The organism is Brevundimonas sp. (assembly GCF_035627055.1).
In the GTDB taxonomy this organism is placed as follows: domain Bacteria; phylum Pseudomonadota; class Alphaproteobacteria; order Caulobacterales; family Caulobacteraceae; genus Brevundimonas.
In genome coordinates this window covers 59,409-72,771 of the sequence record NZ_DASPMM010000028.1, presented here as the reverse complement: position 1 = coordinate 72,771, position 13,363 = coordinate 59,409, and the positions used below count along the sequence as shown (strand labels likewise).

The 13,363-nt window shown below is 68.2% G+C and carries 8 protein-coding genes; 4 read left to right on the top strand and 4 right to left on the bottom strand.

Annotation, left to right across the window (positions count from 1 at the left end; genetic code table 11):
* Window positions 1-964 precede the first annotated feature (964 nt).
* Entirely contained in the window at window positions 965-1,888 is a 924-nt protein-coding gene (locus tag VEA98_RS15175) for an HNH endonuclease (RefSeq protein WP_324816261.1), read from the top strand.
* A 261-nt stretch (window positions 1,889-2,149) separates the two neighbouring features.
* Here the strand turns inward: VEA98_RS15175 and VEA98_RS15170 are convergent, their stop codons facing one another.
* A complete protein-coding gene (locus tag VEA98_RS15170) occupies window positions 2,150-2,950 on the bottom strand; it encodes an NYN domain-containing protein (protein WP_324816259.1) in 801 nt (266 codons plus the stop codon).
* Between the two features lie 137 nt (window positions 2,951-3,087).
* Between VEA98_RS15170 and VEA98_RS15165 the strand changes: the two genes are divergently transcribed.
* Window positions 3,088-3,795, top strand: a complete 708-nt coding sequence (locus VEA98_RS15165) for a Crp/Fnr family transcriptional regulator (protein WP_324816256.1) — start codon at window positions 3,088-3,090, stop codon at window positions 3,793-3,795.
* Here VEA98_RS15165 and lepA read toward each other — a convergent pair.
* Window positions 3,792-5,600 carry a translation elongation factor 4 gene (gene lepA / locus VEA98_RS15160; protein WP_324816253.1) on the bottom strand — a complete coding sequence of 603 codons (1,809 nt, stop codon included), beginning with the start codon at window positions 5,598-5,600 and terminating at the stop codon, window positions 3,792-3,794. The two genes, VEA98_RS15165 and lepA, sit on opposite strands and share 4 nt — an antisense overlap.
* Window positions 5,601-5,832: 232 nt before the next feature.
* Between lepA and VEA98_RS15155 the strand changes: the two genes are divergently transcribed.
* Both VEA98_RS15155 and VEA98_RS15150 read left to right on the top strand, forming a co-directional pair.
* Complete coding sequence (locus VEA98_RS15155) at window positions 5,833-6,984, top strand: efflux RND transporter periplasmic adaptor subunit (protein WP_324816266.1); 1,152 nt, start codon at window positions 5,833-5,835, stop codon at window positions 6,982-6,984.
* Between the two features lie 9 nt (window positions 6,985-6,993).
* On the top strand, window positions 6,994-10,083 hold the full coding sequence (locus VEA98_RS15150; RefSeq protein ID WP_324816251.1) for an efflux RND transporter permease subunit: 3,090 nt from the start codon (window positions 6,994-6,996) through the stop codon (window positions 10,081-10,083).
* A gap of 15 nt (window positions 10,084-10,098) precedes the next feature.
* Here VEA98_RS15150 and VEA98_RS15145 read toward each other — a convergent pair whose 3' ends face one another.
* Window positions 10,099-10,641 (bottom strand): hypothetical protein, encoded by a 543-nt coding sequence (locus tag VEA98_RS15145; protein ID WP_324816248.1) that lies wholly within the window; start codon window positions 10,639-10,641, stop codon window positions 10,099-10,101.
* Window positions 10,642-10,735: 94 nt separating this feature from the next.
* Window positions 10,736-13,354 carry a TonB-dependent receptor gene (locus VEA98_RS15140; RefSeq protein WP_324816245.1) on the bottom strand — a complete coding sequence of 873 codons (2,619 nt, stop codon included), beginning with the start codon at window positions 13,352-13,354 and terminating at the stop codon, window positions 10,736-10,738.
* Between the last annotated feature and the right edge of the window lie 9 nt (window positions 13,355-13,363).

The following is a 13,363-nucleotide window of genomic DNA, read 5'->3' as shown; positions in this document are numbered from 1 at the left end:
CGTTGGAGCCTTGCCGGAAACACGCCGGCGGCCTTGCGGACGCCGGCGCGGGACGGACCTGCAGACCGCCGGTGGGCGGCCCAGGCGCTCCGCGCCTTCGGTGCGCGGCGAGCAAGCAGAGGCCATCCATCGACCTCCGCGCCCGCCGTCGTCGAGGAACGTGGATCCGACGCCCTCCCCACCGACGGGATGGGTGAATTATGCGCCCGCCGGATGCTGTGCGCAGGAGAGGGGGTCGAGAAAAAGGGATGTCTTTGGAAAGGCGGGAGAGTTTCCGCTGAACCCGACTATGAGTTCCCGGATTGTCAGCACAGCGTCACGGGGTCGGGAGCCGAGGTTCATCACGAAGGGCACAAAGGAAGGGGCACGAAGGACACGAAGGGCGAAAGAGCCTTGGCGCCGGAGGGGCCTGGCGCGACGTGACCGAACTCGCCTAACCTCCGGTCGGAGGGGCGATCATGTACCAACTCTCGATAGGTATCGGGTGGACCGGCGCGTTCGGTAGAGTCATCGTCGGCTATGACTCTGCTTCGTCTCAATTCCGCGACCTATTCGGCAGACGAAGTCGAAACAGCGCTTTGTGTTTGGGAAGAGTTGGATCGGCGCTCCAGACCGCCGGAGCGCCTCCGGAACCTCGCTCTGTTTCACTGGCGATCGGAGCGGGGCACCGCAGACCTACGGACGGCTGCGGTGGAACTCGCCCGATACGTCGACGAGATGTACCACCTTCTCTCGACCGCCGAATGGCATGGGCTAGCCTTCGACTGGGAGATCGTTCCCACCATACTAGACACGATTGTGTGGGGCCCGGCGGGCCCGACGACGACGCTTCCCGTCACGCGGACTTCCGCGATGGAAATTCTCGAACGTTTCCGGGCCAAGCGATTCAGATAGGCACACCAAGTCCGTTCAAAGAGCTTGACGCGAGGCCGGCAGCCGTCATCGCCAACAGGGGCGGTCGGACGTGAAGGGCGTGTTCGATACGAAGTCGGGCTCGGGCTACAAGGACAGCTCCGAGCGCTACCATTTCCCGGCCCGAAGAGACTACTTGGCCGTCGCCCACGGTGCACTGGGAGATTGGGTGCTGTACCGCGAGCCTCAGCGGAACGGGGGAAGACGCGCATACATTGGCACGGGGAGAGTGGTCGCGGTCGAGCCCGATATCGAACAGCCCGGCTACGCCTACGCCTATATCGAAGATTACTTGCCGTTCGAGCCCCCGGTTCTTTTCGCTTCCGCTCCCGAACGGGTTTATTGGGAGGAACCCCTTCGCGCAATTCGCGATCCCCGCCGGCTTGGGCAGTACCTGCAAGGCAAGTCGTTGAGGGCCATTTCTGATGAAGACTTCAGCTCCATTGTCGCAGCCGGACTGGGCGAGACGCTATCGGCGGAAAACCTCATCCGGTACGGGCCCGGAGTAGCCGATACTTCAGCGATCCCGCTCTCGGGCTATTCACCTGCACCTGGCGAGGATTTTGTTCGCCGGATCGAGCAGACTCTGGTGAATCGCAAGGTTCGCGACGCGAATTTTCGGCGGCTGGTTTGTCAGGCCTACAATGATACCTGCGCCGTCACTGGCCTCAGGATCATCAACGGCGGCGGTCGCTCAGAAGTTCAGGCCGCTCATATCTGGCCGGTTGAGACTGGCGGACCTGACGTTGTCCAGAATGGCATGGCCTTATCGGGTACCGTCCATTGGCTCTTTGACCGTCACCTTATTTCCATCACCGACGACTATCGGCTCTTGGTCGCTCACAACCGAGTTCCAGCAGAATTGCGAAGCTTGTTTGAAAGACAGATGGACCAACTTCGCCTCCCGAAGGACCGATCCCAGTGGCCACATCCGAAGTACATTCGCTTACACCGAGAAGCCTTCGGCGCCGCGTAGCGCGAATTGGCCCTAGCGGATCAGGCCGCACTTCTTTGCGAACCACGCCACGAGGTCCTCAGGACTCGCCGTCTCGCCAATGACGCAGCGCGTCCTCTGACGACTAACCAGGGTCGGATGAGTCGGTACACCAGTCCCGCGTCATGATGAGGTCCGCCTCGGCCAGCCAAGTGAGGCATGCGGCAGGAAGCACGACGGTCGGCATGGTTGGAGCGTACCGCTGTCTCGCCGCCGCCTCTACCAACTCGAGATAGGAAGCCCCTACGCCCGATCCCTTACCTTCATCGCCCCGCCCGCGCTGGTCTCCACCTCGAACCGTCCGGTCGCCCGGATCAAATCCGACAGCTTCGCATAGCCGTAGGAGCGCTGGTCGAAGTCGGGGTAGGCGTTGCGCAGGCGGTTGGCGATGCCGCCGGCGTTGACCCAGCCGGCGCCGTCCTCGTCCATGTCGGCGATGACGGTGGCGATCAGGCGGGCGGCTTCGGACGGGGGGCGTTTGCCGGGGGCCGGGGTGGCGCCGGCGGCCGCGGGCTTGCGGGCGCGGCCGGAGCCGGCGCCGGGGGCGGCGGCGACCTCGTCGTCGTCATTGTCGGAAGCGGCGGGGGCGCTGAGGTTCTCGGTGTAGATGAAGCGGGTGCAGGCCTGGCGGAAGCTCTCGGGCGTCTTGCGCTCGCCGAAGCCGTAGACGTCGACGCCCTCTTCGCGGATGCGCGAGGCCAGACGGGTGAAGTCGGCGTCGGAGGAGACCAGGCAGAAGCCGTCGAAGCGGCCCGAGTGCAGCAGGTCCATGCCGTCGATGACGAGGGCGATGTCGCCGGAGTTCTTGCCCTTGGTGTTGGCGAAATTCTGCTGCGGCTGGATGGCGAAGCGGGCCAGCACGCGGGTCCAGCCCTGGATCTGGGCCGAGGCGAAGTCGCCGTAGATGCGGCGGGCGGAGGCCTCGCCCAGGGTGGCGATCTCGGTGAACAGGGCCTCGGCGATCTTGGGCGAGGCGTTCTCGGCGTCGATCAGCACGGCCAGTCGGGGAGCGCGGTCGGCGCCTTTGTGGGTGTCGGTGGCCATGGGCGTGAACTCTCCGGTCGAGGGGTGGTGTGGCGCGGCGGCGGGGGCGGGTCAACCGGCGCGTGAGGGGCCTTGTGTCGGGTCGCCGACGGAGCGAACCGGCTGAGCTGACGTTGTTCTGCCTCGAAGGGAGCCCGATGGCTTACGGCAATCATTTCCTCGACACGCTGGAGCCCGCCGACGAGGCGGCGCTGCGGCCGCACCTGCGGGCGGTCGAGGTGGCGGCGGGACAGGTGCTGATCGCGCAGGATACGCCGGTGGCGGAGGTGCATTTCCCGGCTGACGCCCAGCTGGCCAACCTGGTGCGGCTGAGCGACGGCCGGGGGCTTGAGACGGCGGTGGTCGGGCGCGAGGGGCTGTCGGGGCTGGCGCCGTTCATGGCCGGCACGCCGTGCGGCTGGGAGGTGGCGGCAAGGCAGCCGGGCACGGTCTATGTGCTGCCGGCGCGGGTGCTGTACGAGCGGTTCCATGTCAGCCGGCCGCTGTTGGAACAGTTGCTGCGGCTGTCGTACATCTACCAGATGCAGGCGGTGCAGCACGCGGCCTGCAATGCCGCGCACAAGGCCCTGCCGCGGATGGCGCGCTGGCTGCTTTCAGCCTCGGACCTGACGCCGGGCGAGGACATCGCCTTCACCCAGGAGGAGCTGGCCGGCCTGCTGGGGACGCAGCGGACGACGATCAACGAGGCGGCCACCCAGCTGAAGGAACGGGGGGCGATCCGCTATGCCCGGGGGGTGGCGAGAATCCTCGACCGGCCGCTGCTCGAGCGGCTGGCGTGCGAATGCTATGCGATGGAGCGCGAGCGGATCGAGGAGGCGGGGACGATGCCGCGGAGGCGCGACTAGTCCTCGTCCATCTTGAGGGCGGCGATGAAGGCCTCCTGCGGGATCTCCACCTTGCCGAACTGGCGCATGCGCTTCTTGCCGGCCTTCTGCTTCTCGAGCAGCTTCTTCTTGCGGGTGGCGTCGCCGCCGTAGCATTTCGAGGTGACGTCCTTGCGCAGGGCGCGGACGGTCTCGCGGGCGATGATCTTGCCGCCGATGGCCGCCTGGATGGGGATCTGGAACAGGTGGGGCGGGATCAGCTCCTTCATCTTCTCGACCATGCCGCGGCCGCGGGTCTCGGCGCGGGCGCGGTGGACCAGCATGCTGAGGGCGTCGACCGGCTCGGCGTTGACGAGGATGCTCATCTTCACGAGGTCGCCGGCCTTGTAGTCGGTCAGCTCGTAGTCGAAGGACGCATAGCCTTTCGAGATGGATTTGAGGCGGTCGTAGAAGTCGAAGACGACCTCGTTGAGCGGCAGTTCGTAGACGACGAGGGCGCGGGAGCCGACGTAGCTGAGCTCGACCTGGGAGCCGCGGCGGTCCTGGCACAGCTTGATGACGCCGCCGAGGTATTCGTCGGGCGTGAGGATCGTGGCTTTGATCCACGGCTCGCGGATTTCCATGATCTGCATCACGTCCGGCAGATCGGCCGGGTTGTGCAGGTCGATCTCGGAACCGTCGCGCAGGCTGATCTTGTAGACCACGCTGGGGGCGGTCGCGATCAGGTCGAGGTTGAACTCGCGGCTGAGCCGCTCCTGGATGATTTCCAGATGCAGCAGGCCGAGGAAGCCGCAGCGGAAGCCGAAGCCGAGGGCGGCGCTGGACTCCATCTCATAGGTGAAGCTGGCGTCGTTGAGGCGCAGGCGGCCGATGGCGGCGCGCAGGTCCTCGAAGTCGGCGGCGTCGACCGGGAAGAGGCCGCAGAAGACCACCGACTGGACCTCCTTGAAGCCTTTGAGCGGTTCGGCGGTGGGCTTCTTCTCGTCGGTGATGGTGTCGCCGACGGCGGCGTGGGCGACTTCCTTGATCTGGGCGGTGATGAAGCCGACCTCGCCGGGGCCGAGGCTCTCGACGGGGGTGTTCTTGGGCAGGAAGACGCCGACCCGGTCGATCAGGTGGGTCGAGCCGTTCTGCATCATCTTGACGCGCTGGCCGGCGCGCAGCGTGCCGTCGAAGACACGGACCAGCACGACGACGCCGAGGTAGGGGTCGTACCAGGCGTCGACCAGCAGGGCCTTCAGCGGGGCGTTCGGATCACCCTTCGGCGCCGGCAGGCGGGTGACGATGGCCTCGAGCACGTCCTCGATGCCGAGCCCGGACTTGGCGGAGCAGAGCACGGCGTCGGAGGCGTCGATGCCGATGACGTCCTCGATCTGCTCGCGCACGCGGTCGGGTTCGGCGGCCGGCAGGTCGATCTTGTTGAGGACCGGGACGATCTCGTGGTTGTTGTCGATGGCCTGATAGACGTTGGCCAGGGTTTGCGCCTCGACGCCCTGGGAGGCGTCGACGACGAGCAGGGAGCCCTCGCAGGCGGCGAGGCTGCGGCTGACTTCGTAGGCGAAGTCGACGTGGCCGGGGGTGTCCATCAGGTTGAGGACGTAGTCGAGGCCGTCCTTCGCCTTGTAGTGCAGGCGCACGGTCTGCGCCTTGATGGTGATGCCCCGTTCCTTCTCGATGTCCATGTTGTCGAGCACCTGGGCGCTCATCTCGCGCGCGGTCAGGCCGCCGGTGTGCTGGATCAGCCGGTCGGACAGCGTCGACTTGCCGTGGTCGATGTGGGCGACCACGGAGAAATTCCGGATGCGTTCGATGGGAGGGGTCGTCATGGGCGGGCCGGTAGCACGGCGGGGCCGGATCGCCAACGCGGGCGGCGGCCTCCCGCGCTCCGCCACTGATTTTGTGGCGGATTACATCGGCGTAAGGGGGTCGATTGGCGTTTGAGAAGCGGGCCCGAAACGTCTATTCAACAGCCGATGACAAGGTTCGCCCGTTTTGGCGGCCGGAAAGCTGGCGCGCGGCTCCCCCTCCGCGCCCCGATGGGGATCAGACGTGGCGAACATGATGCGGAAGAGCTGGGCCGGCGCGGCCGTCCTGACCCTGGTGCTGGCGCTGGCCGCCTGCGGCGGCGAGGACGCGGCCAAGAAGGCCGAGACCAAGGCGGCGGCCGGCTCGGGCGCCAGCACCCTGACGGTGACGGTGGCGACCGCCACGCTGCAGAACCTGCCGCGCACGGTCACCGCCTCGGGCAATGTCTCGGCCTGGGAGGAGGTGCCGGTGGGGGCCGAGACCGGCGGCCTGACCGCGACCGGCGTGTTCGTCGACGAGGGCAGCTACGTCCGTCAGGGGCAGCCGCTGGTGCAGATGAATCCTGCCCTGCTGCAGGCCCAGCTGCGCCAGCAGCAGGCCGCGGTGCAGACGGCCGAGGCCAATGCGGCGCGCGATGACGCCGCCCTCGGCCGGGCCCAGGAACTGAAGGAACGCGGCTTCCTCAGCCAGGCCGGACTGGATACGGCCCTGGCCAACCAGCGCGCCTCGCAGGCCAATCTGGCGGCGGCCCGGGCGTCGCTGTCGGAGACCCGCACCCGCCTGTCGCAGGCGACCATCCGGGCGCCCGTGTCGGGCCTGGTGATCAGCCGCAGCGTGACGCGCGGCCAGATCATCTCGCCCGGGACCGAACTGTTTCGCATCGTCCGCGACGGCCGGCTGGAGCTGGACGCCCAGGTGCCGGAGACCGAGCTGCGGCTGGTCCGCGCCGGCCAGAGCGCCGTGATCTCGTCCGACCAGGTCGGGGAGACGACCGGGACGGTGCGCATCGTGACGCCGGAAGTGAACCCCGAGACCCGGTTGGGCGTGGCCCGCATCGCCCTGCGCGGCGGCGGCTTCCGCCCGGGCATGTTCGCCCGCGCCCGCATCCAGGTCGGCGACCAGCCGGCCGTCACCGTGCCGACCGCCTCGGTGCTGTACCGCGAGAACCGGGCCGGGGTGTTCGTGATGGGGACCGACGGCCGGGCGCATTTCCGTCCGGTCACCGTCCTGTCGCGGGCCGCCGACCGCACCGCCGTCAGCGGCATCGAGGCGGGGGTGCGCGTCGTGGTCGAGGGCGCCGGCTTCCTCGGCGAGGGCGACCGGGTGACCGTCGCGGGGGCCCGTCCCGCCGCCGCCCCGGCCCGCGCCGCCGCCCGCGCGCCCGCCGCCGCGGCCAAGAAATAAGGCCCGGCGATGAAGAACATCTCGTCCTGGTCGATCAAGAATCCGATCCCGATCATCCTCATGTTCGTGCTGCTGACGCTGGCCGGCGTCAACGGCTTCATGGGGATGCGGATCAACAACAACCCCGACATCGACTTCCCGCTGGTGCTGGTCGCCGCGGGCCGTCCGGGCGCCGCCCCCAGCGAGATGGAGGTGCAGGTCACCCGGCTGATCGAGGATTCCCTCTCGGGCCTGTCGGGGGTGCGCCATATCAATTCGCAGATCACCGACGGCTCGTCGGTGACGACGATCGAGTTCGAACTGGGCACCGACACGGAGCGGGCGACCAACGACGTCCGCAACGCCATGAGCGGCCTGCGCGGCTCCCTGCCCCAGGACATGCAGGAACCCAGCGTCCAGCGGATCGACATTACCGGCGACGCCCTGATCACATGGGTGGTGCGCTCGTCGACGATGACGCCGGAAGAGCTGAGCTGGTTCATCGACAACGAGGTCAGCCGCTCGCTGCTGTCCATCGGCGGCGTCGGCGAGGTCAACCGCTCAGGCGGCGTCGATCGGGAGGTCCGCGTCGAGCTGGACCCCGACCGCCTCGCCTCCTACGGGCTGACGGCCGCCTCGGTCAGCCAGGCCCTGACGGCGGTCAACAGCGACCTGCCCGGCGGGCGGGTCACCATCTCGGGCTCGGAGCGGTCGATCCGCACCCTCGGCGCCGCCGGCTCGATCGAGCAGCTGCGCGAGACGCTGGTGCCGATGGGCGGCAACCGGTCCGTCCGTCTCGGCGACCTGGGCACGGTCGAGGACCACTGGAGCGAACCGCGCCGGCTGGCCCGCTACAACGGCCAGGAAGCGGTCACCTTCAACTTCCTGCGCTCACGCACGGCCAGCGAGGTCAAGGTGGCCGACAAGGTCAGGGCGCGGGTCGCCGAGATCGACGCCGCCCACCCCGAACTGACCATCGAACAGGTCACTGCCAGCGTCGAATACATCGAGGAGAGCTACATCGCCTCACTGGAGGCCCTGCTGCTCGGCGCCGTGCTGGCGGTGGTGGTGGTGTTCATCTTCCTGCGCGACTGGCGGGCGACCTTCATCACCGCCATGGCCATGCCGCTGTCGCTGATCCCGGCGTTCGCGGTGCTGGGCCCGATGGACCAGTCGCTGAACGTGGTGACGCTGCTGGCCCTGTCGCTGACCGTCGGCATCCTCGTCGACGACGCCATCGTCGAGATCGAGAACATCGTCCGGCACATGCGGGACGGGAAGTCGCCCTACAACGCCTCGATGGAGGCGGCCGACGAGATCGGCCTGGCGGTGGTCGCCACCACCGCGACCATCCTGGCCGTTTTCGCGCCGGTCGGCTTCATGCCGGGCATCATCGGACAATTCTTCAAGGCCTTCGCCCTGGCCGCCTGCGTGTCCGTGGCCTTCTCGCTGGTCGTGGCCCGGACGCTGACGCCGCTGATGGCCGCCTATCTGCTGAAGCACCACAAGCACGAGGACGCCGATCCGTTCTGGATGAGCGGCTATCTGAAGGCGCTGCGCTGGTCGTTGGGCAACCGGTGGAAGGTGTTCGCCATCGGCACCGCCCTGTTTATTGGCTGCGGGTTCCTGGCGACCAAGGTGCCGTTCGAATTCTCGCCGTCCGGCGACGAGGGGCGCGCCGCCTTCTCGGTCGAACTGCCGCCCGGCGCCACGCTGCGCCAGACCGACGCCATCGTGCAGCGGCTGACGCGCGACCTGCAGCAACGTCCCGAGGTGACCTCGGTGTTCGCCCAGATCGGCGGCCAGGAGGTCAACCAGGCCAACGTCTACGCCGACATGGTCGACAAGGGCGAGCGGGCCATCAGCCAGCAGGACTTCCAGCGGGAGATGGTCGACGGCTGGAAATCCATTGCGGGGGCCCGCATCGGCTCCGGGACCGGCAATCAGGGCGGGGGGCCGTCGGACGGCACGAGCTACACCTTCGCCATCCTGGGCGACAATCCGGCGGCCCTGCAGGCCGCCGCGCGCAAGATCGAGGCGGAGATGCGGACCGTTCCCGGCCTCGCCAACGTCGTCAACACCGCCTCGATCGCCCGGCCCGAGATCCTCGTCGTGCCGCGGCCGGACCAGGCCGCCCTGATGGGGGTGTCGACGCGCGACATCTCGCAGACCATCCGCGTCGCCACGATCGGCGACATCGCGCAGAACCTGCCGAAATATAACCTGGGCGACCGGCAGGTGCCGATCCGCCTTCAGCTGACCGCCAACGCCCGCGAGGACCTGTCGGTGCTCGAGAACCTCCGGGTGCCGACCAACACCGGCGGGGCGGTGCCCCTGAGCGCCGTCGCCGACATCCGCTTCGGGGCCGGCCCGTCGCAGGTGCTGAGACAGGACCGCGCCCGCATCGCCTCGATCACCGCAGAGCTGGACGGCATCCGCTCGGGCGAGGCCGCGGCGGCGGTGCAGAAGCTGCCGTCGGTGAAGACCCTGCCCCCCGGCGTGCGCCAGGTTCCGGCCGGGGACGCGGAGTTCATCCAGGAGATGATCACCGGCTTCGCCGTCGCCTTCGCCACCGGCATCCTGCTGATGTACGCCGTGCTGGTGCTGCTGTTCCGCAGCTTCGCCTATCCGGTGACCATCATGGCCTCGCTGCCGCTGGCCATCGGCGGGGCCTTTGTGGCCCTGATGATCGGCGGCTCCAGCTTCTCAATCTCGTCCCTCATCGGGGTGCTGATGCTGATGGGCATCGCGGCCAAGAACTCGATCCTGCTGGTCGACTACATCGTGATGGCCGAGAAGGACGGGATGCCCCGGCTCGACGCCATCATGGACGCCGCCCACAAGCGGGCCCGGCCGATCCTGATGACCACCTTCGCCATGGGCGCGGGCATGATGCCGGTGGCCCTCGGCTGGGGGGCCGACGTCGAGTTCCGCTCGCCGATGGCCATCGCGGTGGTCGGGGGGCTGATTTCCTCGACCTTCCTGTCGCTGCTGTTCATCCCGCCGATCTTCACCATCGTCGATGACGTGGCGGGCTTCCTCGCCCGGCGCATGGGCAAGATGTTCGCCAGCCAGAGGGACGAACCGAACCGCGGCGGCAGTCCCGCGCCGGCGGAGTAGCCGGCCCGTCGGAGATCAGGCGGTCTGCTCGTCGGGCAGGCCGTCGGCGATCAGCCGGCCGCCGGTGTAGCGGAGGTCGTCCGTGACCTCGCGGACGGCGAAGTCGGGCATCGGGTAGGCGGCCATCGCCGCGGCGTCCTGGAACTCGGCCTCTGCCATGACCAGGCCGCTGAGCGGGCCGTCGAAGACGTCGACCGACAGGTCGGCCCCGCCGACCTTGCCGAGATAGTGCCGCGTCTTGCGCAGCACGGCGCCAGGCAGGGTGGAGAGCAGGCGGTACTCCTCCGGCGAGAGGTAGATCGAGGTCAGCAGCCGGGTCGACGGGTCGACGTCGGCCTTGCGCCCGAGCCGTCGCATGGGCGCCCCTCCATCGGCCGGGATGGCCTCGCGCAGGCGCAGCCGCGTGCCCGTCACATACAGGTCGGTGAAGGCCTCGCTGCGGATGACGCGGTGGAAGGGGACGGCCCGGCACAGCCAGCGCCGCTCGCGCTCGACCCAGGCGTATTTCGTCTTCGGCCAGCCCAGCGCCGCGGCGGTCGCCTCGTCGATCTCCGTCATCTCCACCTCCGTCCTCGGCCGGACCGCCGGCCAAAACAAAACCGGCCGGGGTCGCCCCCGGCCGGCTGGTCCGTTTCGCCTGTCGGCGAACCGGTCAGTATTTGATGCGCAGGGTGGCGCCGTAGGTCCGCGGCGCGCCCAGGAAGGCGTCGATGGTCTGGGAGTCCAGCGCCGGGTTGTAATAGGTGCCGTTCGGCTGGACCGTGCCCTGGAAGGCGCCGCCCTGCAGGAAGCCGTTGTAGGCGACCTGGACGTACTCTTCGTCGGTCAGGTTCTGGACCCAGAAGTCCGCCGTCCAGCGCTCGTCCTCGGAGCCGACCGAGATGCGGCCGTTGAGGATGGTGAACGCGTCCTGGGCCTTGTAGGGCAGCAGGTCGGAGCCGGTGTTGTAGTCGCTCGAGTATTTCGCGGCGAGGCTGAAGCCGGCGCGCAGGCCGTCGCCGAACGAGCGATCGAAATTGATCGAGCCGGTGGCCGACCATTCCGGGGCGAACGAGGGACGGGCGCCGGGCAGGAGCGACAGGCCGGGGAAGTTGCCCGGGGTGAACAGGTCGGCGGCGGTGAACTGGCCGTACTCCGCGTCGGTCCAGGTGACGCCGCCCTGGAAGCTCAGCCCCTCCATCGGGGTGAACCAGAGGAAGTCGGCGTCGATGCCGCGCGAACTCAGCTCGGGAATGGACTCCACCACGAAGGCGGTGCCGAGGAAGGTGTTGAGCTGGAAGTCGTGGAAGGTCTGGTCGAAATAGGTCGCGTTCAGGAGGACCGAGCGGTCGAACAGGGTGGTCTTCACCCCCAGCTCATAGCTGTCGACCGTTTCCGACGGGAAGAACAGGGAGGCGTTCGGCGTGACGCCGTTCTGCACCCGGTCCTGGTTGTAGCCGAAGCTCTTGTAGCCGCGGGCGTAGGAGCCGTAGACCAGAACCTCGGGGCTGAGGCGGTAGGCGGCCTTGATCGTGCCGCTCAGCTCGCCGTCGTCGACGCTCTCGTCGATCACCCGGTTGTTGTAGAACGGATTCGACCAGGGCAGGCACAGGCGGCCGAGGATCAGCGGCGCATTGGCCGCGCCGACGGCGCCCCCGATGGCGGCCTGGTTGCCGAGGGCGGCGGCGCAGACGTTCTGGTTCGGGCCGACGTTGGTCTGCAGCCCGGTCAGGGACTTCTCGTCCATCGTGTAGCGGAGGCCGAGGGTCAGGTCCAAGCGGTCGGTGACGTGCCAGGTGTTGTTGGTGAACAGGGCGACCGAGGTCGACTCCTGCTCATAGCGGTCGTCGAGGCTCTGGCCGGCGACCAGCACAGGGCCGGTCGGCTGCAGCAGCGGGTTGGCCGAGGCTCCGCCGGTGGCCAGACAGCCCTGGATCTGCGGCGAGGTGGTGCCCGGACGCGTGAAGCAGCCGATGATCGCGGGGCTGATCGGGATCGCCGGGTTGGCGCCGTTCAGGGCGGCCGAGACCTGGAAGGCCAGAACCGGATTGTAGTCGGCGCCGAAGTAGAAGGTGTCGTCGCGGTTGACGTTCTCGCGCGTGGCGAAGAAGCCGACCAGCCAGTCGAAGGCGTCCGTCGAACCGGCGAGGCGGAATTCCTGGGTCAGGTTGTCGACGGTGTAGCCGAACTCGCCGTCTTCCAGGCGATAGGCGATGTCGGCGCCGGTGTAGTCGATGTCCATGCCGTTGACGGTGGACCAGTCGCGCCACGAGGTGACCGAGGTCAGGGTCGCGCCGCCGAAGTTCGGCAGGTCGATGTTGGCCTCGATCGAAACGCCCTTGTCCTCGATCTCCTGGCCGGTGTCGCGGTTGGCGAAAGCCGTGCGCGAGAAGGGCAGGAAGCCGAAGCCGGCGGCCGGCGGACGCTGGCCCGTGCCGTTCGACATGGCGTCGATGAACGGATAGGTCGGCCCGGTGCGCACCTGCACGCCGACGCAGCAGTATTCGTCACGCTTGGAGTAGTCGGCGATCACCCGGACCGAGGTGTTGTCGTTCGGCAGCCACAGCAGCTGGCCGCGGACGGTGCCGAAGTCCTGGTTGGCGTCGTCGGTCAGGGTGCGCGGGCCGTCGCCGGTGTCCACGTCATAAAAGCCGTTGCGCACGCGGCGGGCGGCGTAGAGGCGGAAGGCCAGGGTGTCGCTGATCGGGCCGGTGACCGAGCCCGAGGCCCCCATCTGCCCATAGTTGCCGACGGTGAGTTCGGCGTTGAAGCCCGGGGTGAAGGACGGGGCCTCGGTGATGATGTTGATGACGCCGGCCGAGGTGTTCTTGCCGAACAGGGTGCCCTGGGGGCCCTTCAGGACCTCGATCCGCTGCAGTTCGCCGAGGTCGCCGAAGCCGACGCCATTGCGCGACCGGTAGACGCCGTCGATGACCACGCCCACCGAGCTTTCCAGGCCGGGGTTGTCGCCGACCGTGCCGACGCCGCGGATACGGGCCGTGGTCGAGGCCTCGGTGGTGGTCGAGGTCACGGTCATGCCGGGGGTCAGGATCTGCAGGTCCTTGATGTCGCGGACGCCGGTGTCCTCGAGGATCTCCTGCGACAGGGTGGTGACCACGATCGGCACGTCCTGCAGGTTCTGCTCGCGCTTCTGCGCCGTGACGATGATGTCGTCGACGGTGGTCGGTCCCTGCTGGACGTCCTGGGCCGAGGCGGTCCCGGCCAGGCCGAAGGCCACGGCGCCGACGACGGCGGCCGACGCGGTGCTGCGAAGAAGGTTGGTAAGGCGCATGGGCGGTTC